This window comes from Gilliamella apicola (assembly GCF_000599985.1).
Lineage (GTDB): Bacteria > Pseudomonadota > Gammaproteobacteria > Enterobacterales > Orbaceae > Gilliamella > Gilliamella apicola.
The window spans coordinates 620,731-647,412 of the sequence record NZ_CP007445.1 but is presented as its reverse complement, the minus strand read 5'-3'; the positions used below and the strand labels follow the sequence as shown (position 1 = coordinate 647,412).

Genomic DNA, 26,682 nt, shown 5'->3' with positions numbered 1-26,682 from the left:
ATTCCTTATTTTTTTTCAATACTTCGATCTTCGCGCATCTGATCCCATTGCCATTTATAAAATGAATACATTTTACCTTTATAACGATTATCTTTTTGGTATAAGAATGTATTACCTTTACTATCAGTATAAATAAGTTTTTTTTCGATTAAATTATTAAATGTATGATAGAAATGGTAATCCATATAATTTTCAGTGTAACCATAATAAAAGACATAATTATTATCTATAGCAAGTGAGAATGTATGATCTAAAGAAAACGTATGCGCCGCTTCGTGAACAAGCGTATGATCATTATTAACTCCTTCTGCAAATAAACTAAAAATATTTCCATACTCAAATTTTGAACTTAATTTTCCATGTTTCATTTTACCTGTAGCCATACCATAAAGTTTTCCATTGACAGGTGATAATGTAGTAAATAAGAGATAAGTATAAAAATGTCCATCCTCATCGACTAATCCTCCTTCCGGTCGATTTTTCCCGTAATTCTCATATAAATCGCGTAAGCGTTTAGTTAGCTCTTCAGCAGAATTTACATTTTCCATAAATCTTTTATTTTTTATATCTCCTAAAAAACTTCTAACATCATAATTACTCTCAACATTAGATAATTTAACCAGATCTAACTCTTCACCTAAAATAACTTCCGTTCGAATCATAGCTTGATTAAAGGATTGATATTTATAAAGATACTCAAATGATTTATGCGCCTGAGGATATATTTTATTACCTTTTTCATCATATTCAGTAATCACATTTACCACCACAATATTAGCTTTACCAATAATATCATTTTGATATACCATTAGTTTACCGACTTCAACTTCCGTTGTTCCTAGTTTTGCAAAGACCCTTACCTCTTCATGCTCCTTAAGAGTATCGCCAAAACATTTAATATTTATGGTGCTATCGAGTTGATAATAATTTATTGTTGGTGTACCCGTATCGCTATCCAGTATGCGCGTTTTTTTGGGTGTTTTTAGAAAATGTGAAATAGAAATTTTATTAGGGGTAATTTTTAAACATGGCTTACCAGGTTTGAAAATAATTTCAGTGCCATCGTCAATAATCTCATCAATTTCATCAAGTTGCAGGGTTAGATTGATCCCTTTTTTATGCATTGTCGATCCAGCATTACCTTTAACATTATAAGCAAAAATTGACAACCATGCTGGATAATAATCTATTCCATAAGGTGTAATTGAATTTTTTATATCTCTCTTATATTCTTCTCGCAAATCGTCAGGATTTCTGCATAAGGGTACCGCTTTATTTAAGTAAACAAAATTCCTATTCGACTTAAAATCAACATCTACCTTTTCTATTGGATAAATATATTCATCACGTAACCAATCAAAACCATATTCACCTCGATAACTGTAATTACTTTTTTCTTTAAGTGTATCAGGTCGTCTAAAATGAATAGTAAATTTTCGCAAACAAGAAGTTGAAGTTTGACCTATTGGTGGACTAGTTTTAGGAAAATCACATATTGCCATATCTATATTCCTTTTTAATTATATTTCTAATTAATCTACAACTTACCTTTGTTGTATATACAAAATAGCGGGGGTATTTTGTATAGATACTTAAGTTTTTTATTCTCTTTATTTATCCATCACGATAGGCTCAAATTGATATTCACTTTTACCTGCTAAAAGTTGATCGATTTTATCCAAAAATTCTGCGACATCTTTATCTTTACGATCTGGCGTGTTAGAGCTAAATAAAATGTTTATTCCATAATTAGTAATATAAATCTTATAACCAGACCCATCATATTCTTGCATATTATAATCTTCATCACTTCTTAAATATCTTTCAGGGATTAACTGAAAAAGATTATGATGACCTGTGTATTTACTATCAGGTTCATTAGCTGTGCAGCTGCTAACATTCTCGTTTTGAACACAAGTTAATGTTGCGTATTTAACAATATAGTTTTCAGCGATTTCATAGCGCATTCTTCCAACCGGTGCTTCTGGTGTTGAATCATAAATAATTATTTTTAAATTATAAGTATCAAATGTTGTTGCATTAACAACAAAACTTAAAATAAAGAATAACCACCCCCAAAATATCTTTTTTTTCATCATTATTCCTATTATTCTTTTGTTTTCTTACGATTAAATTTAAGATTACTTATCACTGTATCGTAATAAAGTTGTGTTATTTTGCTTTGAAATTCTTTTGCTTCATCATCATTATAACGATTAGTAATATCATCATGATAGCGATTAAAAAAGTTATCAATCTCGTGATTCCCAGTATACAAATCCCATATATTGCAATGACCATCAGTAAAACAACCTTCTATTTTGAATAATGGATCGTCATTAATATCTCCTCCACCATATCTCCTGACATCAATAAAATTAGAGCTTGATAAAAACAAAGTTGGAAAAGCTTTAAAAATATTATATTTATCTTGGTACTGAATACTTTTACTTAATACCTTACATTGAAGTTCACCAATGTTTAAATGGCATATTTTGGAAGGATATTCAGTTATTGAATCAGCAGTAATGGTATATAACAACACTTCATGAAAAGGGTAAGCAATTAATTGATATATATTAATTGATTTCAGATTTTTTTTATCAAAAATAACTTTCGGCATTGGAGAAGTCACTTTCGGATGAAATTGATATTCACTTTTACCAGTTCGTATTTGTTTCAATTTATCATAAAAAAGTATCATTTCTTTATCATCAGACTCTCCATAATTCCATGAATGGCAACGACCATCTGTAATACAAATGTCTACCTTAATCGCATTCGTACCATCATATAACTCTGGATGAAGAAAGTTTGATCCTGATAAATATATCTCAGGAACAAATTTAAAAATATCATGATGTCCTAGATATTGTATTTCCTGACCATCTTTAGGGCATTGTTTATCTGTACAAAACCCATGTGGAATAATAATTGAATTAGTTGTAATTTTCATAAATACTACATGTTTAGAACGACCAATATCCTCAATAGTCAATGTCGAAATATCCTGGCGATTAAATTTGTCCGCTTTTACCGTAAAACTTAATAAAAATAATATAAAGATTGAGCAAAAAATATTTTTAACTTTCACTACCTATTCCTTTTAATATTTAATACTTTTTTTGTCTTTTCGCATCAAGTCCCATTGCCATTTGAAGAAAGAATACATTTGACCATCATATTTATTTTGATCATATACTAGTGGCTTACCAGAAATTAGATACGCATTATAATCCATAACGTTTTCTGTATAACCTCGATAAAAAATATGCTTATTATTCGCTGAATCATTCTCTGAAAAGGTTTCAAATGTATGAGGTAATGTAAAGGAATGTGCTGCTTCATGAATAATAATATGACGATCCTTAAGACCTGATTGAAATATTACCAATCCATTCCCCCATTCAATTACATGTGAGGAAGTCATTTTACCACAAGCTTCTCCTCCTACTGCAACACCGTTGCTCATTGTAGGATTTAAATTTGTAAATAACAGATAAGTATTATGATGTTTTTCATCATGGATTGGTTTGCCATCCGCAGGAATGTTTTTCCCGAATTTTTCATATATCTTAATAAGGCGATTTTTTATATCGCTAGCAGATTCTATTGTTTTTTGGGAATCTTTAGGATTTTTTCTTTGACTTTTCATATATGTACTATCTTTAATATCATACAAAAAATCAATAATATCTTTATCATTAGTTTTATTACGTAATTCAACTAAATCAAAATTTTCAGTTGCTTTAATTTTGACCTTTATCATGGCTTGATTAAAGGATTGGTTGTTAAATATATCATCTAATGATGGATGTGATTGAGGAATCACTTTATTATTATTATTGTCATATTCTGTAATAACATTAACCACGACTAGATTAGCTTCACCTATTGAATCATTTTGATATACCATCAATTGACCAACTTCAATTTCAGTCGAACCGAGTTTGGCAAAGACTTTTATCTGCCCGTGTTCTTTTAACGTGTCTCCTTGGCACATAATTTTAATGGCATTTTCTAGCAGATAATAACTAATTTCTGTATCGGTATCTTTATTGATTGATCGTTTCTTTATCGAGGTTTTTAGAAATTTTTCAATAGAAATCTTTTCGGGTGTGATTTTTAGACATCGTTCACTGGGTTTGAAAAAAATTTCTGTGCCATCATTAATTATCTTATCTATCTCATCAAGTTGCAGATCTAAATAAACGCCATCTTTATGCATATCTGAGCCTTTGTCTGCATTATCGCTTTTAACTTTAGAAGCAAAAATAGAGAGCCAAGCAGGATAATAATCTTGGCCATGTGGCTTAATACTTTTACTGAGATACTCAAGTTTAAGTTTTTCAGAATCTAGACAGAGTGCACAATACTTATTTATAGGTTTCGGGTGGGATAAATCTTCCCTGTCGTCATATAACACCTCTTCAATAGGGTATATATACTCATCACGTAACCAATCAAAACCATACTCCCCTTTATAAGGAGGAGCACCCTTTTTTTGCTTAAGTTTCGCTGGTCTTCTAAAATGAATGGTAAATTTTAGCAAGCAAGAGGTAGAGGCCTGACCTATTGGCGGGCTAGTTTGAGGAAAATTACATACTGCCATATCTAAATTCCTTTTTAATTATTTTTAATCATTAAGTTATTTTTATTATTGTTTATTAAAAATAACTTGCTTATTTTGTATAGATACTTAAATTTTTTATTATCTTTATTTATCCATTAAGATAGGTTCAAATTGATATTCACTTTTACCTGCTAAAAGTTGGTCTATTTTATCCAAAAATTCTGCGACATCTTTATCTTTACGATCTGGCGTGTTAGAACTAAATAAACTACAACCGTAAATTGAATTAGCACAAATGGAAATCTTATAGCCAGAACCATCATACTCTTGCATATTATAATAACCATCTTCTGTTAAAAATCTTTCTGGGATTAATTGAAACAGATTATGATTGCCTCTATATTTACTATCAGGCTCATTAACTATACAACTTCGAACATTCTCGTTTTGAACACAAGTTAATGTTGCGTATTTAACAATATAGTCTTCTGTGATCTCAAGACGCATTCTTCCGACGGGTGCTTCAGGCTTTGAATCATAGATAATAATTTCAAAATCATCAGTATCGACTATTTTTGCATTAGCAATAAAACTTAAAAAAACGAATAACCAACCCCAAAATATCTTTGTTTTCATCATTATTCCATTTACGTATTGAATTTTTACTTTCAATTAATTTGTAGTATTGCTTTTCAGAGTATCGTAATAAAGTTTCCTTATTTTATTTAGGAATTCCGTTGTTTGATCATCATGATAGCGATTAACAACATCAGAATCCCATATATTACAATGACCATCAGTAAAACAACCTTCAATTTTGAATAATTCAAAGTCATTACCTTCTCCTCCACCATATTCCCTGAGATCAATAAAATTAGAGCCAGATAAAAATAAAGTTGGAAAAGCTTTAAAAATATTATATTTATCTTGGTAGCGAATACTTTCTCTTTTTTCCTCACATTCAAGTTCCCCATAGATTAAATAACACTTTTTTGAGGGATATTTAGTTATTGAATCAGCAGTGATTGTAAATAATAATACTTCAGTAAAAGGGTAACCAATTAATTGATATAGATTAATCGATATTAGATTTTTTTTATCAAAAATCACTTTGGGCATTGGAGGAATTGTTTTCGAATGGAATTGATATTTACTTTTACCAGATAGTATTTCGTTTAGTTTATTATCAAAAAGTATCATCTCTTTATTATCAGACTTTTCATAATTCAACAAATGACAACGACCATCAACAAAGCAAATTTCTAATTTAGTTGTAGCCCAACCATCATATGTGATTGGAGAAATATAATTTGATCCTGTTAGATATTGCTCAGGAACAAATTTAAAAATATCATGATACCCTAAATATTGTATTTCATGACCATCTGTAGAACATTCTTTCTTGTTACAAAAACCTTGGGGGATAATAATTGAATTAGTTGTTATTTTGATTATTAATGAGCTTTCAAAACCACAAATACTATTAATAGTAATTGTCGAAATATCCTGACGACTAGGCATATAAGCTTTTGCTAAGAAACTTAATAATAACATTATAAAAAAGCTATAGAAAAAACGCTTAAAGTTCATGTACTCATTCCTTTTGCAATATTTCAATACTTTTATCCTTACGCATCAGATCCCACTGCCATTTAAAAAAAGAGTACATATTTCCACTATATTTATTACGTTCAAGGCGAGGCTTTCTTTTTGAATCTAAATATTGATGCTGAGAATAATCCATATAATTTTCAGTATAACCATGATAAAAAATATGTGGAGATAAACTCCATTCAAATGAGTGTGGTAATGAAAAACTATGCCCTGCTTCATGAACAATAGTATGATCTTCTGTAAGAGCATTACCAAAAATAACAAACATATTTCCCCATTCGAAATCTCTTTTCGGTGTACCACTATAATATGCTATTCCTTTAACTGTATCTTGATTTTTCCACTCTATTACTTTATTAGTAAATAATAAATAGGTATTATAATGACCTTCATCATTGATACTTATATTATCTTTAGGTTTATGTTTTCCATAATGATTATATAAATCACAAAGGTTGTTTCTTACAACGCTTGGCTGCGTTCGACTATTCTCATCCACAAATATTGAATTATTAATATCATCTAAAAATTTCTTAACATCCTCTTCTTTTTCTTTTAAAGCGAATAAATCAAAATCTTCAATTGCTTTAATTTCAACCTTTATCATAGCTTGATTAAAGGATTGAGAGTTAAATAAATTATCCAATGAAGGATGTGATTGAGGAATGATTTTATTATTATTGTTATCATATTTTGTAATGACATTAACCACGAAAATATTGGCTTTACCTATTATGTCATTTTGATACACCATCAATTGACCAACTTCAATTTCAGTCGAACCGAGTTTGGCAAAGACTTTTATCTGACCATGTTCTTTTAACGTGTCACCTTGACATATAATTTTAACGGCATTTTCTAATTTATAAAAATGGATTTCCGGTTTACCAATTTTTTCATTTAGTTTCCGTTTTTCTTTCGAGGTATTCAAAAATTCTGAAATAGCAATCTTGTTAGGTGTGATTTTTAGACATGGATCACTTGTTTTAAAAAAAATTTCAGTGCCATCATTAATAATTTCATCAATTTCATCTAATTGCAGATCTAAATAAACGCCATCTTTGTGCAATTCTGAACCTGCATCTGCATTATTGCCTTGCACATCACAAGCAAAAATAGACAACCAAGCTGGATAATAATCTTGTTCATATGGTTTGATAGGATTCTCTACATCTTTTTTATATTCTTCTTTTAGCTTTTTGGGTTTTAAACATAATGGTAGTATTTTATTTTTTATTTTTTTTCGAGCATTTGTTAGATGATTATCATATTTAATCTTTTCAATCGGATAAATATATTCATCACGTAACCAATCAAAACCATACTCACCTTTATAAGGAGCATTCTGTTTTTGCTTAAGTGTATCAGGTCTTCTAAAGTGGATGGTAAAACGTCGCAAGCAAGAAGTTGAAGCCTTACCTATTAGTGAACTAGTTTTGGGAAAACTACATATTGCCATATCTCCATTCCTTTTTTATTATATTTATATTAAATAATTAATTTATCATTATTATTTATTAGTGTTTATTCAAAATAACCAAGTTATTTTGTGTTGATATTCTTTAATTTCATTATGATGAACGATATAAGCAATATAAAATTCCTGATATTGTATCAACTATTTATAAAACAGATTTCTAATTGTGTTTTATTAACTCTCGTAGGTAAATAGATATATCTTGATTCAATAAAATAACCTAGCTACAAGATATTTTACTCTTTGATTAAAGTTTGATAATAACAATATAAATAAATCAGATAATAAATTAAAATTCATTACTTATTTCTTTTCATTATTTTCAAGACTTTCATCCTTTCTCATCTCATCCCATTGCCATTTACAAAAAGAGTAAGTTTTATTTTGATATTTATTAGCTGCATCGTGTTTTGCCTTATCAAGATAATTTGGATAATCCATATAGTTATCTGTGTATCCTTTGTGAAAAGGATAAAATTCTGGTCCAGCAAAACGTTCAAATGTGTGAGGTAAAGAAAATGTATGTGCTATCTCATGAGGAATAGTTATATCATCATTAGTAAAATGATGATAAATTACACAAGAATGTTTAAAAGCATAATTGCTTATTGTAGAATATCCTCTTGAATCGCCGTTTCTGATTTTAATGCCCGTTAATAGAAGATAAGTATTTTTATGCCCATGATCATTGATTCCTAAAAATTGATTAGGTTTTGTTGGATCTTTAGGACGATTTTTTCCATATCTGTCATATAATTTATTAAGTTCATTAAGTATCAGTCCTGGATCTAGATTTGCATATGGTTGAGCGATATAATTCAATAAATTTATAATATCCTGATCTTGGGTTTTTACCTTTAATGCATATAAATCAAAATCTTCAATTACTTTAATTTCTACGTTTATTAAAGCTTGATTAAAGGATTGGTTGTTTAATATATACTTTAATGATGGGGGTGATGGTGGCATGATTTTATTATTATTGTAGTCATGTTCTGTAATAACATTAATCACGAAAAGATTGGCTTTACATATTTTGTCGTTTTTATAGATATTTAATTGACCAACCTCATATTCATCCGAACCAAGTTTGGCAAATACCCTTATTTTCTCGTGTTGCTTTAGCGTATCTCCTTGACACACAATTTTAACGGCATTCTCTAGCAGATAATAATAAATTTGTGGTTGATTATTTTTACTATCAAGTGTTCGTTTTTTTTTCGAATTCAGCAAAAATTCCGAAATAGAAATCTTGTCTGGAGTGATTTTTAGACATGGCTTACTAGGTTTAAAGATAATCTCTGTACCATCAGAGATTATTTCATCAATTTCATCAAGTTGCAGATCTAAATAAACGCCAGCTTGGTGGATTTGTGAACCTGCATTTGAATTCTTTCCTTGTACATTACAAGCAAAAATAGAGAGCCAAGCAGGGTAATAATCTTGACCATGTGGCTTACAACTATCACTCAGATATGCGTTTTTAAGTTTTTTATGTTCTTTGCATAATTCAATATATGTATTTATAGGTACTGGATTTTGTGAGTTAATAACTTCGTCAAAATAAACCATTTCAATCGGATAAATATACTCATCACGTAACCAATCAAAACCATACTCACCTTTATAAGGAGCATTATGATTTTGCTTAAGTTTATCTGGTCTCCTAAAATGGATGGTAAATTTTCGCAAGCAAGAGGTTGAGGCCTGACCTATTGGTGGGCTAGTTTGGGGAAAATTACATACTGCCATATCTCAATTCCTTTTTAATTATTTTCAATAATAAATATGATATAAAAATGAGTTAAACTCGTTTTAAACAGCAAAATAGTGATATATTATTTCCTTTAAAATCATATTGATTCTTGTTTATTTATATTCATTTCAATCAAACTAGGTAACCACGGGAACTGATGGCAAAAACGATGGTAAATTGAATTAAAGTTAATACTTTCATCGTATATTGTTTGTGGTGCTAATTGAGTATTGTCTATTAGTTCGCCTGATAAAAATGGATCTTGATCAAAATGACTTCCAAATATAAACATCAAGATGATTGCTGCTGCAATTTCTGTGGGATGATTCATAAGAAGATGATTTTGGGCTCGATCAATACCAAATGAAAATAGATGTTCAAAATCTTCAGATTCAGTAATCTGAAATTTTGCTTGAACAATTCCATTCAAAGCTGTAATTACTTGGTTTTTTATGGCTGATTTATCTAACAAACTCTTCTCTTTTGAAAAGACATAATTGGTGGATTGTGATTTTAAATAATCATCTAGTTTTTTAAATACTTCATTCTTTTTAGATAAGTCTTTACCATAAGCTCCTTCTAAAAAAGGTATAGCTTTAAAGTAAAGTTCTTCTGCTTGAGTAACTTCAGTAAAATCTTGATAGTCATCTAAAATTTTTTTTGCCCAACGATATTGGGGATCATGGATAAACTCAATACCAAACAAAATGAGCAAATCGATATAAAATCGAGTGGTATCTTCTTGATTAAATCCGATCTCTTTTGTGATAGTTAAACATGAACTTAATATTTTTTTTAGTTGATGATAATCTATTTTTTCTTTTAAGTACGGATAATGTCCATGGCAATGTTTAACTAATTTATCCAAATAGAGATCTATTGCCTGTTTTTTTAAAATGCTGTCTATTTTATCATCAATTTTCAGAGCCATATCAACTATCCTTATTAATATAATAATATTGACTATCTAAATAATATGCCCAACACTCTATTTTTTTGAGATATCTATCGATATTATTGTCAGCTTTGAATATTTCCAACATATCAATAAAACATCGTGGGTCATAGAATCTTAAAAAATATTTTTTCCCATCTTGATTTTCAGCAAAGAGTAGTTCTTTCAAATATTGTTTCAAAACTAAAAAAGGGAGTTTACTCCAAAACCAAAGTACTGACGGTTTCTCTTCTTGAGCGAATAAAATCTCATTAATAATATCTTGATTCTCTTCTCTATCTGGTTCTATTTTTACTAATAGTGGCCCTGCCTCGGATGATTTAGAATAAGGAGTATCAGCAAGTAATGGATAACTTGTTATATTAGGATTTTTAATAAACATTTTATAAAAGCACGCATCAAAATGAGCGCAATCAACGATGGCATAGCAATAAACAGGTTCATCCTCATGTCTATGACCTAATTCTCCATTTATTGATTCAGGTATATTTTCAGTTATTGAAAACTGTGGTAGTGATGTTTTAGGTGTTGTCATCAACTTATCTCCAACATGGAGTTGGCATTACGAGCAGCACGTTTTAAACACTCTACGCACAAAGATATCGGAGGCATATCCATAAAATGAGCTTCCTGAGTATTTACATTCATACTTGCTGGTCCCATTTTTTGGAACGCAGCAGATTTTATGACTACATTTCCTGGTGTACCGAGTTCTATTCCTTCACCATTTATCTTAATATAAGAGCCACCACTGATTAACGTAATATCACGAGGGGCGGTCAAAGTTATTGAGTTATCAACACTATTAATTTGTATTTCATCTTTAGCCATAAGCGAAAGTTCATCATTTTGAGCTTGTATTTCAACTTTCCCCTTAGATGCAAAAAGCTTTATTCCCATTTTGTGAGCAAAAAAGCTTAATGCTTCACCGGCCGCCAATGTAATCTTTTTAATTACACTAATCTCTGTGTTATTCTCAGCAATGATTGAAATATTTTTGCCAGTCGATAATTGAATATTTTTCGGGCTCGTCAAACCAATGCCTTCTTGGGCATAACCCACTATTCCACTTTCGTTAAGTTCTGTAAGAGTATTTTTAAGTTCGGTTTGGCTTTCGATATCGGCTGAATGACCATTTGAATTTTCTACAACTTTTTGCAATGATTGAACAATAGAAAGCGCATTACTAAGCTGGATCTTTGCACCTTCCATATCCAGTTGTTTACCTTTTGCTTTTGATTCAGTTTCGGTTGTAATATAAATTCCTTTTTCTGCCGATATTGCGCCCCACTCATCGGTACGTAGCTCGAAACCTTCTCCTCGTTTCGTTTTTTCACTGTCCACCAAATGCCCCAAATTGAGTTGGGTTTTACCATATTCCGTTGCCAGTTTAATATGCTCCTGACCACGTTTATCGTCCATTCTCAGTTTATTATTCGCTGGTGTGCGTATCACATTACGGTGTTTATTGATTGTCGTAACATGATCAGGATGACTGCTGTCATGCATGGCATGAGCTATATACGGGCGGTCTGGATTACCATTGGTGAATGCAACTGCAACTTCTGTTGAATCTATCAAAGGAAAGTGAAAGCCATAAGTATCGCCGGCATATGGTTTTGCCAGTCTGACCCATAAACTTTCCTCACCTTTTTGCCAATTTTTTAAATCAAAATTAAATTTAATTCGGTAACGACCCTGCGTATCAATATAACCGTACGTATCATCATCTTTACTGGTCACTCGGGCTGGTAAGGTACCACTCACTTGTGGCCACGGTAATGGTGCCGGGCGATACGGTTTAAGAGCATCATAAGGGATAGCAGTAAAGCGGGTTTGGTAAGATTCCGTTCGGTCACCATAACATTCGGTTGCAACAATCACCACACCATCTTTAATTTCGGCTATAGGGCAATCTGCTATAGTCACTAACTTTCCCGGAGTTAACTCATAAGCATTACATTGTCCAGTTAGAATAAATTGTTCGCTTACATAATGTTGATGCCGAATACGCGCATACCAATTGCCACTTTCGACTGTTTGTATATCACCTTCGATTTTGTGATGCTCTTCATACCGATAGTCTTCGCCTCGCATTGTCATATCTTTCGGTTGACTGTTGTCACTACTGTAAAGATCACTGTCCGACATCCGATAGTTATAATCGTTAACACTGACCTGACTTGGTTTAGTTTTACTGCTAAATTGTAAATCCCAGATACTGTGGCGAAGATGGTCATTGAGTCCGCTTGGTTGCTTTATAATCACTCTACCACCATCAGCATACCCTTTTTCATAATCACTTATTACTATTACATCACAATGATGCTCTGGGTGCGTTTCAAAGTAAAAGTAGAGACCAACATCTGCCAGCAAACGCTGAATAAAATTTAAATCACTCTCTTGCCATTGCGTAATAAATTCTCGTACAGGATAGCTTTCTTTTAATTCAAAACGAAAATCAATACCGATAAAATTGTGATTTCGCAATACTTCATCGACCACATCGATGACATTCTTATTTTGAAAAATGGCACTTTGGTGATGATTTGCAAGTAATGCCATACGAGGTTCAAGTTTGACTCGATAACGCGCTTCATCTTCGCTAATTGAGACCAAACTAAATTCTGTGATTATTCCGTAAAGCTTTCTTGTTTTGGCAATATTATCTAATGATCTGATTTGTGTTACTTGTAACGGAGATTGGTTAGGATGAAAAGTCAGAGAGGCAGCTTGACTAAGCATGGATGCAATTGAAATTTGCTTATCTTCGCTGGTGAAATCTATCTGATATTGCCAAGGTTCATTTAACCGCTCTTGACCTTTAATTGATACAACAGAAATGCTTGATAATGCGTCGGAGCCATCAACTGACAATGAATAGTTATTGTGTGATAATTGCCCTGAAAGCGAAGTTAAGCTATCGCTGAGTTGTTCCATTGTGCTCATACTTCAATCCTTAATTTATGATAGAAAAATTGATCTTTTTCAAAAACACAGATATTTATTAACGATAATCTTAGATATATAAACTAAGTACTTTTTTTGAACGAGTCAATTATTTTTTTATTAAGTTTTATTAATTGTAGATAATGATTAAACTGAGTTATTAATGCGGATTTTCATTGTTAATATAAATATATTAATCAATTATTTAGAAATGTAATGATTTATAAACACATCTTAAATTAATGTTAATAATAAACACAACTTATAATAGATCGTATTGATATGAATTTAAGTTATTTAATAAAATTATAAAACTAAAAACTTGTCATTAGTAGTGGTTAACATTTGGCAATATACATTAAAGATAAAATACAGCAAACATCACAACAAGACGATATAGACTCCTGAATATTTTTTACAAAATTTACTGCTTTTACACTCAAAAATCCTCAACACCTAAAAAGGATTATCCTTTATTTCCCACAATAAAAATAACTCGCTATAATGCATTCAATTTTATTGTTAAGTGGATTATGCATGAAAACACTATTTGCCAGCACGTCACGCGGGCTTGAAGAGTTATTGAAAAAAGAGTTAGAAGAGTTAGGTTCGATCGATTGTAAAATTGCTCAAGGGGGTGTCTTTTTTGATGCGGATGAAAAGACATTATATCAATCATTATTATGGTCGCGTCTGGCATCACGTATTTTGTTGCCAATTGCTGAGTTTGATATTTATAGTGATTTAGATCTCTATTCGTGCGTTTTTAATATTAAATGGCCAGATATTTTTGCAGTTGATAATTCCTTTGTGATTAATTTTGTTGGTGTAAACGATTTTATCCGTAATAGCCAATATGGTGCACTCAAAATTAAAGATGCGATTGTTGATCACTTCTCTCGTCATACTAACGAGCGCCCTAATGTGGCTAAGCAAGATCCTGATGTTCGTATTCATGCTTATTTAAATAAAAACCGTGTAACACTTTCGTTAGATTTAAGTGGTAACAGTTTGCATCAACGTGGTTATCGTCAGCAAACTGGGCAAGCGCCATTGAAAGAAAACTTAGCTGCTGCAATTATTATGCGATCAGGCTGGCAGATGGACACGCCATTAATCGATCCTATGTGTGGTTCGGGAACACTGCTAATTGAAGCAGCGATGATCGCCGCTAAAATTCCACCGGGTTTATTGCGTAAACATTGGGGATTCTTTGCTTGGAAAGGCTTTAATCCAATACTTTGGAATGAATTATTATTTGCCGCTAAACACAATATTAGCAAACCAAATATACCATTTATCGGTTACGACAATAATACCGTGGTGTTAGAGCGAGCAAAACAAAATGCCATTCAGGCGGGTGTAGGCGATTTGATTACATTTGCATTACAAGATGTAACGCAGTTAACCAATCCACTGCCTAATGATGTAACAGGTACAATAATTAGTAATCCACCTTATGGCGAAAGATTAGAAAGTGAGCCTGCTCTTGTTGCCCTGCACACAGCGCTTGGTCGTCAAATTAAGCAATATTTTGGTGGCTGGCGACTTTCGTTATTTAGTGGCGCACCTCAATTGTTAGACTGTTTACAAATGCGTGCAGAAAGACAATTTAAAGCGAAGAATGGTCCGTTAGATTGTGTACAAAAAAATTATACTATTGCACAACGATCTAGCGAACAAGTCAGCACACCAATATTGCCAGCGGCTGATTTTGCTAATCGTTTACGAAAAAATAAACAGAAACTTGAAAAATGGGCTGCACAAGAACAACTAGAGTGTTATCGCCTTTATGACGCCGATTTACCTGAATATAATGTTGCTATCGATCGTTATAAAGATAAAGTAGTAGTACAGGAATATGCAGCGCCTAAAAATATCGATCCACAAAAAACTCGTCAACGGCTATTTGATATTATTAACGCCACTATGTCAGTGCTAGAACTCACTGCCGATCAATTAGTTTTAAAAACGCGTGAAAAGCAGAAAGGCAAACAGCAATATCAAAAATTGAGCCAAAAACAGGATTACTTTTTGGTGCATGAGTATGCCATTAATAAACGCAAAACTCAGTTTTGGGTAAATGTGACCGATTATTTAGATACAGGGCTGTTTTTAGATCATCGTTTAGCGCGCAAGATGATTGGTGAAATGAGTGCAGGTAAGGATTTTCTAAATCTATTTGCTTATACCGGTAGTGCAACGGTTTATGCGGGTCTAGGCGGTGCTAAGTCAACTACGACGGTTGATATGTCACGCACTTATTTACAATGGGCCGATCGTAATCTAAAACAAAATGGATTAACGGGTAGACAGCATCGCTTAATTCAAGCTGATTGTTTATTGTATTTAGAACATAGTGATGATCAGTTCGATCTAATCTTTATTGATCCACCTACATTTTCAAATTCTAAAAGGATGAGTGATACTTTTGATGTTCAACGTGATCATTTAAAAATAATGGCGAATTTAAAACGATTATTAAAACCAAATGGCATTATTGTGTTTTCGAACAATAAACGTGGTTTTAAAATGGATAACGTTGGTATGCAAAACCTTGGATTGACTTATCAAGATATCACTAATAAAACGTTATCTTTGGACTTTAAACGTAATAAGCAAATTCACTGCTGTTTTATTGTCCAACACCAAAAATAAAAGCATGTCGTCCATCTGCATAGATTGTATTGATATGGATTTTGGATTATTTACTAAGAGCATTAAACGACAAATTATTTACGAGGAGTTATTCGCTCCTCGCTATAGTTTAAAGAATAAATTTAGAAACTATCGAACGACTAAAACTGAAGTTTGCGCGCTACGGACTACACCAGCCGCATTCGATCCCAGTAAGTGAGTGGTAATATTAGGGCGACGTGATCCTAATATAATTAAGTCGGGTTTTAATTCTTCCGCAATATGAAGAATTTCATCCCTTGGATTACCAAACGCAATAGAAAACGACAATTTTTCTTGAGGTAAATTAATAGAAGCCATTAACTTATGTAACCACTGTTCAGTTTGTACTGTTGCCTTATCTTTAAATTCATCAAAACCAAATGAGTAAGCGTTCACAATCGCTGACGCTACTGGCAAGGTATGGAAGAAGACCACCTCGGCATTTGATAATTTTGCCAAACATTCGACATGTGGGATGACTTTTTGGGTTAACTCATCTTCAAGCACATCAATCGGTACTAAAATCTTGTTATACATAAAACTACCTCCCTCGCTAAATAAAACCTGATAAATGATCTTTGACAATACGGTCTAACAGTCATATGGTTTAAGGATCACGATATTTGATCATTATAATACTCATTTTGGATTTATTTTTTATTTATTTTTAATAGTTAAGTTAGTTGATGCTTACTATAATATCCTAAAACCAATTTAGAAAAATGAAACCATTTTTTACTCATTTCATGACGGAGATCACCATGAGTAGTATTATTTACCGTTCTGACATCAAACCAGAACTTGAAGAGGCTATTGCGCTTTATCGTCACTGTTCACTAGGCGAGCGCCGACCTCTTACCGATCCAACACGATTTAAAGCTATGTTAGATAATGCTAACTTAGTTATAACCGCGTGGCATAATGATAAATTAATTGGTATAGCGCGTTGTTTAACGGATTTTGTATATATAACTTATTTGGCGGATCTTGCTGTGGATGAGGATTATCAAAAACAAGGTATTGGTAAACAATTAATTAAAGAAGTAAAAAAGAATACTCATGAAAATTGCTCGATAACCTTACTGGCTGCTCCAAGTGCAGTTGATTATTATGGACATATCGGATTTAATGCCCATCCTTCCGCTTGGATTTTAAGAGATAAATCAATATGAGAATCATTTTAGCGTCAACATCGCTATCACGTAAAAAAGTACTTGAGAAATTCGCTATCCCTTTTGAATGTGTTCCGCCTATTTGTGACGAAACGCCGCTTGCGGGTGAGTCTGCTGAGCAGTTAGTTGTACGTCTAGCGAATCTCAAAGCGCAATCATTAGTCGATAAATATCCAGATAGCTTAATCATTGGCTCAGATCAAGTAGGCGTTTTAGAGGGAAAAATTGTTTGCAAACCACATACTATTGAAAATGCTCGCAAACAACTTGCCAATAGCAGTGGCAAAACATTTTATTTTTATACAGGGATGACGGTTATTAACACCCACTCGGGTCAATCTACCACTCTTTGTGAACCGTTTAAAGTCACCTTTCGGCAACTAAGTTGTTCTGAAATCGATGCCTATATCGCTAAAGAGATGCCACTACAATGTGCAGGCAGTTTTAAATGTGATGAGCTAGGTATAACGCTGTTTGATAAGTTAGAGGGTGATGATATTAATTCATTAATCGGATTACCGCTGTTGAAGCTTAATAAAATAATGATTGAAATGGGTTGTAATCCCTTATTGCTTTAATAAGTAAGGTAAAATAGATAAGTCAGTGTTCACTTAATATTATGTAAGTTAGCATTGACTTATTTATTCAATAAACCGCCCTGCCGACATTTTCAAGATATTTTGACTATAATTTGCTACATCATGATCATGAGTGACAATCAATAACGCAGTACCTTGTTGGTTAATTTCTTTTAGCAGTTGCATAATATCAGTAGAACTTTCCTCGTCGAGATCGCTGGTGGGCTCATCTGCAATGATGATTTGTGGCTGGCAAATTAATGCACGTAATATGGCAATACGACGCATTTCCCCGCCTGACATATTGGCTGGATAAACATCTTGCAAATAACTGACTTTAGCCTTTTCCAATAAACTTTTCGCATAACTGAAGCTACTTTTATTTGGGCGCTTAGTTAAGTAATAAGGTAAGCGAATATTATCAATCGCAGTAAGATTAGGGAGTAAACTGCTACCTTGAGGAATATAACCAATATGCTGATTACGAAAAGCCGATACTTGCTGATCATCTAATTCAAATAGATTTACATCATTAAAGGTTACTTTCCCCTGAGTTGGCGTTAATAAACCAGCAATCATATTTAAAAGCGTCGTTTTACCGCTACCTGATTTACCCATAATGCAGTTAAAATCACCTGATTGCATACTGAAACTGACATTATTCACTGCGGCAAAAGTTTGTTGACCACGTTGATAATCTTTACGCAAATTTTTAACATTCAGTAACATTATTCACCCTCTCTGAGCGTGCTGTAAGTATCAAATTTAGTCATGGATAAAGCTGAATAGATACTTGATAATGGTCCAATAATTAAGGTTAATGTTAATACCACTACTGCATAGCATAACGCATCAATCACTGAAAGATTAATGCATGGCAAACCAATGGTTTGACAGATTAATAAGCTAAATGCATAGAGCAACACACTTGCTAATAAAATTCCCATTAAGCCACCTAATGCACTAATAATTAAAGATTCACGCAGCAGCATTTTTACTAAATCTCGACGTGAGGCTCCTAAGATACGCAATAAACTGATTTCGCGTTTGCGTTCATTTAAATTTGACGAGAAGATGACAAAAATAATCACTATTGCTAATACCCAAAAAATTGCCGATAAACTATATACAATAGTCGAAAAGCCATTTAACCATTTGGAAATATTACTTAACATACCTTTAGTCATAACAAAATCCAGTTTATAGTCGATAGCGTATTTGGGCATGATTTGATTAACAATATCTTTAAGCTGATAATCGGGATCGACTTTTATGAAAATTGAAGAAGCATAATCCGCAAAATGATCAACATCGCCTTGTACTAATTCAGCTTCTTTCATTAAAGTATGTGCTGCTTGCATAGTCATAAATACCGAAGTGTCAAAGCCCATGCCTGTACTGTCCATCTTAGCTGCTATTTTAAATGGATGATTGAAAAACATGACTTCATCGCCAATATTTGAACTAATTTTTGAACCAACTACAACTTGGTTATCAGTAAGTGGCTGAGTAAGTTGCGATTGCAACCAAGGTTTGATCACAAAATCGCTTTGCTGATCAAAACCAATTAGTTGCACTTTTGAAGTACAGCAACCTGCACTGAGTGAAGCGATAAAAAGCTGTGGTGATATTGCTTGTATCCCTTTTATATTTTTGATTTTATCAATCAAATCAACTTTTAAATAAAAGCTACTTGGTTCACCACGTAATAAGGCAACCTCTAGATTTTTTTCGTAACCGTATGGAACAACCAAAATATCTGCACCAAGGCGATTAGCCATGCCAGAAATTCCCAAACTAAGGTTTTTCATAATCACACTACCACCAAAAAGTGTGGCTGAAAAAAGCATAACAATGATAATTAAACAACAACTACGAAATGGTCGTCGTTGAATGTTCCGCCAAGCCAAATTAGCCATGGTAATGGGTTGTTCTTGCATGTTTAAATCCTGTTTTTATTAAAGATTGTATGTCTTTAAAATATGCTTCTTCTGGCCGCTTTATTAAGATAGAAAGTATTAACGAGCGCAACGATAAATAATAGCAATGACAATAAGACTAGCGCTGGTTTAGCGCCCATATTGCAGCGCATCATTTGATTATCACATACGCCAATTAAAACGGTCGGAATAGCCAAAGCAAATAGCGATATGCAAGCAATCGCCATACTTAATCCCATGCGCAGAAAAATTTTTTGACAAAATAGCATTAAGATGCCAATTGCAATAATCAAACAGCCTACACCAACTTCAGCTCGGCCCGTCCAAAAGCATTTCATAATTTTACCAACACCAGTATGCATATGTTCAACTTGACCTTGCATTGCGGTTGGTAGATTAACTGATTCAGAAGGGCATACAGGTAAAATATACATAGGAAATAAAATAAATAATATGCCAATGATGATATAAGCGAGAGATGAAACAACACGATTTTGCATAATTTAAAACCTTTAAGTTAATTATTAATTACTCGGGCAACCTTGCCATGTTCAAGTACAACGGTTGTTTGAGCATGTTTTGATACTTCAAGTGAATGAGTCACAACAATAATAGTACTCCCTTCTTCGTGCAGTTGATGCAGTAAATTCATAACCATTGCTTCATTACTTTCATCTAAATTACCAGTAGGTTCATCGGCTAAGATTAATTTTGGATAATTGATTAAGGCTCGGGCAATGCATACTCGTTGCTGTTCGCCGCCTGATAACTGATTTGGCAAGTGTTTAGCACGGGCGCCCAGTCCAACTCTTTCAAGTGCTTGCATGGCTTCTTTTTCATCGACCATACTGTGATAATATTGTGCAACCATTACGTTTTCTAGTGCGGTTAGATAAGACACTAAATGAAATTGTTGAAAGATAAGACCGATTTTATCACGGCGGATTTCGGTTAATTCTGGTAAGGATAATTGGGTGATATCTTGTCCATCTAAAATGACCGAGCCTAAAGATGGTTTATCCATACAACCAATAATATTCATCAAGGTCGTTTTGCCACTGCCCGACGGTCCCATAATGGATAACCATTTGCTCTCTTCTACAACTAAATTCACATCTGATAAGGCATGAAGAGAACCATAAATCTTAGATACATTATTAACTTCGAGTATATTCATACTTTACATCCTATTCGCCACGCAATACTAATGCTGGCTCAACATCTAATGCACGTTTAACTGGAATTAAACAGGCAATTACCGTCACAATTGCTGATATTAAAATAGTACTTGGTATCAAATAAAATTCAATAATAATTGAACGACCAAAAACGTTAGAACTGATCACCTGCGCAAATATAAGACCACAAAAAACTCCAATAATCCCTCCAATAATACCAAGAACTAATCCCTCGGCTAAAAACTCTTTAGCGATACTTTTATTATTAGCTCCAATGGCTTTTTTAAGGCCAATTTCTTTACGGCGCTCCATTACGACTGTCATCATGGTGGTTGCTACACAAATCATAGTAAGAACTAATACCACAATGGTCACTAAATAAAGTAGAGATGACAGTTTACCTAATACTGAGGTTTCCGATTGTGTCACCCATTTAATTAAGTGTGGTTCAATTGTAGTTGATTGACTTTTGATATTATCTATATAGTCCTTTAACTCATTTTGTGATGCTGTGATGCTAACTTCAACAACTTCGGCTTGATCACTCTCTTCAAAGAATTGTTCTAAATCATGCAGATCGACAAAAATAAAATTATCTTCGGCTCTACCTGTTTTAACAATACCGGTAATAGTTAACTCTTCATCAAAACGAGAATCTTGTTTAGATTTACCTGAAATGGATATTTCACTACCAACGTTTAAATTGGCAAAATTAGCTATATCGGTACCTATCATCACTTCATGTGATTTTTGTGGCAAACTGCCTTCAATATGCCAATAAGGACTGGTTTTAGTAACTTGGTTAAAGTTAGTACCGACTATGGTATAAGGGTGCTGGTTAACGCGCACTGCCCCGTAGCGAAACGGCGTGACACCAAGTAGTTTATCTTGTGGTAATAAGCTTACCGCTTTTTTTACATCAGCCATTGACACAGTTGGTTGATTATTCGCAGGCATTAATAATAAATTCGCTCCATAAGAACGGAACTCCTGCCCCATCTGTCTTGGAATGTCAAAACAGAGCGTGACCATGCCTAATAATACTGTTGCGCCAATCGCCACGCCTAAAAGTGCAATAATAATGCGAGAACGTCGACGAATGAGCGAACTCAATATAGTTTTAATAATAAAGCGTCGATTTTTATTAATCATCAGATTTACCTTTACCCTTATCGTCCATGCAGTACATCGGTAGGGCGTAAAAACATCATAATACGCAATGCTGGTAAGCTACCTAAAAATGTAATTAAGGCAACCATTATTAATACTAAAGGAACAATAATCATTTTAGGTTCAACAAACGAACCGAATACGGTATGACCAATAATCTGCGCAAAGCCAAGACCAATAAAGTAACCCAAAACACCGCCAATTAAGGCAATAATTAAAATTTCGGTTAAAATGAGCAAGGCAACAGCACTATTGGTTGCGCCGAGTGCTTTGAGTAAACCAATTTCGGTACTGCGTTCTATCACATTTGCCGTCACTAAATTTGAAATCGCTAATGCAGAACAAATTAAGGATAAAACAGTTAACAATAGCATCAATAACTGAGTTTTTTGTAAAATAGAACCTTCTGAATCAGCAACTTGCATGATGGCTTTAACGCGGATATCTGGCATTAACTCTTCTAGCTGATAAGCAATTGAACTAATATAAGCGGTGCAATACCAAGTATCCCATTCGGTGCGTGATAAGCTGTTAGGATCTTGCGCCGCTTTACGAGCCAATTCATTTTCGGGAGTGGTTAATGCACTCACCTCTACTCGTTCAACGAGTCCATTTTTATCAGCTAACTGCTGTGCAATTGGGAGTGATACAAATAATTGAGAATCTTCAGCGCCACCACTATGGAAAATATTGTGCACGGTTAAAGTGATTTTTTGTTTCGTTAGAATAGAAGTAACCTCAATACTATCGCCTAATTTTAAGTTCCACTGTTTAGCAACCGATTCACCGACCATTACGCCTTGCAGATTATCATCAGTCATCTTATTGCCTTCGATTGTCCACCATGATTTCATGGCTAACATACCCGTATCGACTTCATCGCCAGTCGGAATTTTAAGATGTTTATTAAACCAAGTTCCGACAATAGTAATGGGTTTATCGTTTAACATTGCTTGAGTATTAAGATAAGGTGCAAAATCAACAATATTATATGCCCAGAAGATCATCTTAATTTTAACTAGATCATCTTGTTTGATGTATTGCATCACTTGTTGATTATCACTATTATCCAACTGATACATTTCACTTACTAACGCAGTGTTTTTAGGTACAATATTTAGATTGGCGCCATACGCTTTTAATTCTTGATTGACTTTATCACCGACATCAAACATGACATTTAACATGGCAGTTGCTAACGAAACACCCAGGGCAACAGTAAGCGCGATTAAAAAGAGCTTCTTTTTTTGGCGTACTAACACGCTCAGTAACATTCGACGAAACATACTCTATTCCTTGGATACTCTTTATTTAAAACGACCTTTTTCGGCTTCAAGATGCGCAGGACGGATCACCATATTGCCGTCAATAATTTCATATTTAAGTGGTACTGGATTACAACCTCCAGCAAAACCAATGGTGGCAATATTCATTACCACATCACACAAAATACAGACGACTTGATTACCTCGTTGATAGTAACCACTTGCGCCACAAATATCACAAGCATCAAAGCCAACACCATAGGCATTTTCGCTTTTTTTAATCACAATAAAACGAACTAAAGTACCATCGGTCGCTTGATAGCCATAACGGTGTAAATTTCCATCATTGATATTATCAAGAGGAATGACAATTAGATTGTCAGCGTTGGCTGTAATCGGCTCGGCTGGAGTAAGTTCTACCCCTTTTTCAAAAATATAACGCGCACGTGTCACTGTGTAAGCCGTAATAGCAACGCCAGCCACCAAAAATAGTGAGGTTCTTCTATCACGAAGTAATTGCGATTTAAGTTTGCGGATTTGAGCTGGATTGCTACCCACTAACGAGGTTGTTTTTGATTTGATATAGAGCATAATCGCTAAAATCAGTAGTATTGCCATAAAAATAAATGTGAAAAAATTGACATGACCTAAAATAAAAATCACCAATTCCATCATCCATTTTTGTGAAGCAATGAACCGTCTAACGATTAAAATTTGCATAATATTAATACCATTTTGAATGGTAAAAATAATAATTGAAAGCGTTGTGACTATTGTAACTAACCTACTCGATAACCTGCCACACAGTCGATACGTGAATAAACCAATTAAGACGCAAACCAATAGAGCAAAACCATACCCTACCCACTTGAACAAATATTCATTATTAAAAATCGACTCCATTCCGACAGCAAATTCAAACGGATAGAGCATTAAATTCGGTAAACATTGTGCCGTAATTAAACCACTAGCCAGCACAAATAACATTATAGATAAAACCTTAATCAAGGTTTTATGCCAAGATTTTTGCATCCAAATGCAAACTAATAAAGGTAGCGCGATAATGACCCAAGGTATAATTACTCCAAGATCATAAAATTCACGCACTGCAAATCCAGTGTTACGTTTTAAAATGGCATAAATTAAAGCTGCAATAAATCCTAATAGAAAGCCAACGGAAATAATTTTTTTATGATGGAAGCTATTTGATTTGGCAATTACTGCACTAAGTAGTGCAATCATGATTACAGGAATAAAAGTATTATCGGTAATTTTGATAAGATATTGAAGCATAATCTTTGCCTGGTTATTACAATATAGATTGGCGAGCTTAATGCTCGCCTTAAATCATCCTAATTTTAAAAAGCATTATACTGCTTTTTTATAGCAAATTACCATGCACGAGGGATATAATCAAAGTCCCAAGAAACTTCAATAGGTTTACTCCAGAAACGACCTTCAACACCCGTTTCTTTATCTACATGTAATAAATAACCTTGTTTTTCTGGATTTTCAATAATAAAGGTTACTTTATATTTGCCTGCACCTTCAAGTTTGATGTTATTACCATAATGTGGACCGTCAGAGGCACTCATAGGCATAAAGTTACCTTCGATAGCTTTATCACTACCTTCTTTTTGGATTTTATATTTTACCGTTAAGTAAGGAACAAAACTGCCTACTCCATAACCTAATTTATTACCTTCCGCAGCTGAAATATCAGCTTCAATATGCATATCCGATTTTGATGCTGGTAAACCACCAATACCAGCTGGTTCCATATCGACAGGTTGGAAATATACTGCGCCAATATGTAATGGACCAACTGTCACTTCATCACCGATTGGAAACTCTTCAAAGCCTTTCTGTTCACCTGGTGCAGGTGCTGCTGCATGAGCAAATGAGGATAATGCAAGTATTGATGAAATACCAACAGCTATAACTAATTTTTTCATTGAAAACTCCTTTACAATTTAAATAGTGTTTTAACGATCTTATTGATCAGTTTTAAACTACTTTTGATTAACTACCTGTTATTACCTGTTAGTAACAGCGCTATTGTTTTTTAGTACATCTTTTATGTTGTCAAAATGTAATTTATTAAAAATAGCCTGTTACTTTTCCACCATCTTTGCCATTCAAACATTAAAGCTTAACAAGGTGGATTTTTATTTATTGCTCTTTTTTATTGTTTTTGCCTTTTTTGTAGTACATTACAGAAAGTACTACAACAAGAACCATAATTACTTGCGGTATCAATGTCTCGACAGTTGGGTAAATACCCAAAATTTCAACCGAGTGTATAAAATCAACTGGTGTGACCGGGATAATATCTGCTTCTTGTAACTCTTTTACACCACCGCCAGCAAAAGCTATCGCCATTAAATACATGAGCATGCTTGTGCAAATAAAGAATGGTTTAAGTGGTAACCTAACTGCACCGAAACGAATGACAAGAAAGATAAATGTTAAAATGAGCGTTCCAACACCTAGACCATACCACACCATATCCATATGTTCTTTGGCATCAGCTAGCATAGCTTGATAAAAGATAATGGTTTCAGCCCCTTCCCTAAATACAGCTAAGAATGCAGCAAATCCTAAAGCAAAACTGCTACCAGTAGTTACCGCAGTTTGGACTTTACCTTCCACATAACTCTTCCAAGCTTCGGCTTCAGCTTTGGAAACCATCCAGTTACTGACAAACAACAGCACAACAGTGGCCAATAACATTGCGCCACCTTCCATAATTTCTTGATTAGCGCCACTTAAACCTACAACAGTATGCAAAGCAATGGCAGCAAGAATGCTTGCTAAAATAGCTACCATTGAGCTGAGATATACCACTTTTAACATTGGTTTGTTATTGGTACGCACTAAATAGGCAGAAATAGCGGCAATTACTAATATAGCTTCCAGACCTTCACGGAAAATAATAATAAATGATGCAAAAAAGACACTTAAACCACTCTCTTTTTTACCATCTAAATCGTTAGCATCTTCATGTAACATTTTTAAAATTACATCAATTTCAGCTCGAACAGTTTTATTTGGAGCGCCGTTGGTCATTAATCGCTTGATTTTAGCAAACTGATATTCGGTATCCGTGCCACGTTTTCCTGAAATATAAGACATTACCGCACGTTCAACGCCATGCTTTTCATAAAATCCAAAATAGGCATTATTGACGCGTTCTTTAGCTCGTTCTGTATCTTTCATGAAATAGATATCATAGGCATCATTTAAGATAACATCCATTTCATCAATAATTTCGTTCCAGCTTTTGTACTGTTTTTCATTAGCATAAGATGAGGGTGCAAAAGCAACCAAGCTAGCAATTAGCAATAAAGCTAATGTAAAAAACTTTTTCATAACG

24 protein-coding genes are annotated in these 26,682 nt (G+C 33.5%); 3 read left to right on the top strand and 21 right to left on the bottom strand.

Annotated elements, in window-relative coordinates; translation table 11 throughout:
* Nucleotides 1-5: 5 nt before the first annotated feature.
* The 11 genes from GAPWK_RS03030 to GAPWK_RS02980 form a co-directional block, all read right to left on the bottom strand.
* Complete coding sequence (locus tag GAPWK_RS03030) at nt 6-1,502, bottom strand: hypothetical protein (protein WP_025314817.1); 1,497 nt, start codon at nt 1,500-1,502, stop codon at nt 6-8.
* 108 nt (nt 1,503-1,610) lie between these two features.
* On the bottom strand, nt 1,611-2,096 hold the full coding sequence (locus GAPWK_RS03025; protein WP_025314816.1) for a hypothetical protein: 486 nt from the start codon (nt 2,094-2,096) through the stop codon (nt 1,611-1,613).
* 11 nt (nt 2,097-2,107) lie between these two features.
* A complete protein-coding gene (locus tag GAPWK_RS03020) occupies nt 2,108-3,094 on the bottom strand; it encodes a hypothetical protein (protein ID WP_025314815.1) in 987 nt (328 codons plus the stop codon).
* 12 nt (nt 3,095-3,106) lie between these two features.
* A complete protein-coding gene (locus GAPWK_RS03015) occupies nt 3,107-4,612 on the bottom strand; it encodes a zinc metalloprotease (protein WP_025314814.1) in 1,506 nt (501 codons plus the stop codon).
* 105 nt (nt 4,613-4,717) lie between these two features.
* On the bottom strand, nt 4,718-5,209 hold the full coding sequence (locus GAPWK_RS03010) for a hypothetical protein (protein WP_025314813.1): 492 nt from the start codon (nt 5,207-5,209) through the stop codon (nt 4,718-4,720).
* Between the two features lie 36 nt (nt 5,210-5,245).
* Nucleotides 5,246-6,127 carry a hypothetical protein gene (locus GAPWK_RS03005; RefSeq protein WP_146206965.1) on the bottom strand — a complete coding sequence of 294 codons (882 nt, stop codon included), beginning with the start codon at nt 6,125-6,127 and terminating at the stop codon, nt 5,246-5,248.
* A 40-nt stretch (nt 6,128-6,167) separates the two neighbouring features.
* Nucleotides 6,168-7,646, bottom strand: a complete 1,479-nt coding sequence (locus GAPWK_RS03000) for a zinc metalloprotease (RefSeq protein ID WP_025314811.1) — start codon at nt 7,644-7,646, stop codon at nt 6,168-6,170.
* Between the two features lie 321 nt (nt 7,647-7,967).
* Nucleotides 7,968-9,416, bottom strand: coding sequence for a hypothetical protein (locus tag GAPWK_RS02995; protein ID WP_025314810.1), 1,449 nt, complete (start codon nt 9,414-9,416; stop codon nt 7,968-7,970).
* 101 nt (nt 9,417-9,517) lie between these two features.
* Complete coding sequence (locus GAPWK_RS02990; RefSeq protein ID WP_025314809.1) at nt 9,518-10,351, bottom strand: hypothetical protein; 834 nt, start codon at nt 10,349-10,351, stop codon at nt 9,518-9,520.
* Nucleotide 10,352: 1 nt separating this feature from the next.
* Nucleotides 10,353-10,910, bottom strand: coding sequence for a DUF4123 domain-containing protein (locus GAPWK_RS02985; RefSeq protein WP_025314808.1), 558 nt, complete (start codon nt 10,908-10,910; stop codon nt 10,353-10,355).
* Nucleotides 10,910-13,324 carry a type VI secretion system Vgr family protein gene (locus GAPWK_RS02980; RefSeq protein WP_025314807.1) on the bottom strand — a complete coding sequence of 805 codons (2,415 nt, stop codon included), beginning with the start codon at nt 13,322-13,324 and terminating at the stop codon, nt 10,910-10,912. Before GAPWK_RS02980 ends, GAPWK_RS02985 begins: the two co-directional genes overlap by 1 nt.
* 537 nt (nt 13,325-13,861) lie before the next feature.
* Between GAPWK_RS02980 and rlmKL the strand changes: the two genes are divergently transcribed.
* The gene (rlmKL, locus tag GAPWK_RS02975) at nt 13,862-15,982 is read left to right on the top strand and encodes a bifunctional 23S rRNA (guanine(2069)-N(7))-methyltransferase RlmK/23S rRNA (guanine(2445)-N(2))-methyltransferase RlmL (protein ID WP_025314806.1); all 2,121 of its coding nucleotides are present in this window, start codon (nt 13,862-13,864) and stop codon (nt 15,980-15,982) included.
* Between the two features lie 129 nt (nt 15,983-16,111).
* Here the strand turns inward: rlmKL and GAPWK_RS02970 are convergent, their stop codons facing one another.
* A complete protein-coding gene (locus tag GAPWK_RS02970) occupies nt 16,112-16,540 on the bottom strand; it encodes a universal stress protein (protein WP_025314805.1) in 429 nt (142 codons plus the stop codon).
* 224 nt (nt 16,541-16,764) lie between these two features.
* Between GAPWK_RS02970 and GAPWK_RS02965 the strand changes: the two genes are divergently transcribed.
* Together GAPWK_RS02965 and GAPWK_RS02960 are read left to right on the top strand one after the other, a co-directional pair.
* Nucleotides 16,765-17,175, top strand: coding sequence for a GNAT family N-acetyltransferase (locus tag GAPWK_RS02965; protein WP_038517088.1), 411 nt, complete (start codon nt 16,765-16,767; stop codon nt 17,173-17,175).
* Nucleotides 17,172-17,753, top strand: a complete 582-nt coding sequence (locus tag GAPWK_RS02960; RefSeq protein ID WP_038517085.1) for a Maf family protein — start codon at nt 17,172-17,174, stop codon at nt 17,751-17,753. Before GAPWK_RS02965 ends, GAPWK_RS02960 begins: the two co-directional genes overlap by 4 nt.
* Nucleotides 17,754-17,816: 63 nt before the next feature.
* Here the strand turns inward: GAPWK_RS02960 and GAPWK_RS02955 are convergent, their stop codons facing one another.
* From GAPWK_RS02955 to GAPWK_RS02915, 9 genes are all read right to left on the bottom strand, one after another.
* The gene (locus GAPWK_RS02955; RefSeq protein WP_025314803.1) at nt 17,817-18,482 is read right to left on the bottom strand and encodes an ABC transporter ATP-binding protein; all 666 of its coding nucleotides are present in this window, start codon (nt 18,480-18,482) and stop codon (nt 17,817-17,819) included.
* Nucleotides 18,482-19,693 (bottom strand): ABC transporter permease, encoded by a 1,212-nt coding sequence (locus GAPWK_RS02950; protein WP_025314802.1) that lies wholly within the window; start codon nt 19,691-19,693, stop codon nt 18,482-18,484. The genes GAPWK_RS02955 and GAPWK_RS02950 overlap by 1 nt, the downstream gene beginning before the upstream one ends.
* Before the next feature lie 35 nt (nt 19,694-19,728).
* Nucleotides 19,729-20,193: a DUF4418 family protein gene (locus GAPWK_RS02945; RefSeq protein WP_025314801.1), complete on the bottom strand. Its 465-nt coding sequence runs from the start codon at nt 20,191-20,193 to the stop codon at nt 19,729-19,731.
* Nucleotides 20,194-20,210: 17 nt separating this feature from the next.
* Nucleotides 20,211-20,870, bottom strand: a complete 660-nt coding sequence (locus GAPWK_RS02940; RefSeq protein WP_025314800.1) for an ABC transporter ATP-binding protein — start codon at nt 20,868-20,870, stop codon at nt 20,211-20,213.
* 10 nt (nt 20,871-20,880) lie between these two features.
* Nucleotides 20,881-22,023, bottom strand: a complete 1,143-nt coding sequence (locus GAPWK_RS02935; protein ID WP_025314799.1) for an ABC transporter permease — start codon at nt 22,021-22,023, stop codon at nt 20,881-20,883.
* A 17-nt stretch (nt 22,024-22,040) separates the two neighbouring features.
* Nucleotides 22,041-23,327, bottom strand: coding sequence for an ABC transporter permease (locus GAPWK_RS02930; protein WP_025314798.1), 1,287 nt, complete (start codon nt 23,325-23,327; stop codon nt 22,041-22,043).
* Between the two features lie 21 nt (nt 23,328-23,348).
* Entirely contained in the window at nt 23,349-24,599 is a 1,251-nt protein-coding gene (locus GAPWK_RS02925; RefSeq protein WP_025314797.1) for a Fe-S-containing protein, read from the bottom strand.
* A gap of 98 nt (nt 24,600-24,697) precedes the next feature.
* Complete coding sequence (locus GAPWK_RS02920; RefSeq protein WP_025314796.1) at nt 24,698-25,261, bottom strand: iron transporter; 564 nt, start codon at nt 25,259-25,261, stop codon at nt 24,698-24,700.
* A 217-nt stretch (nt 25,262-25,478) separates the two neighbouring features.
* Nucleotides 25,479-26,678 (bottom strand): FTR1 family iron permease, encoded by a 1,200-nt coding sequence (locus GAPWK_RS02915; protein ID WP_025314795.1) that lies wholly within the window; start codon nt 26,676-26,678, stop codon nt 25,479-25,481.
* Nucleotides 26,679-26,682 lie beyond the last annotated feature (4 nt).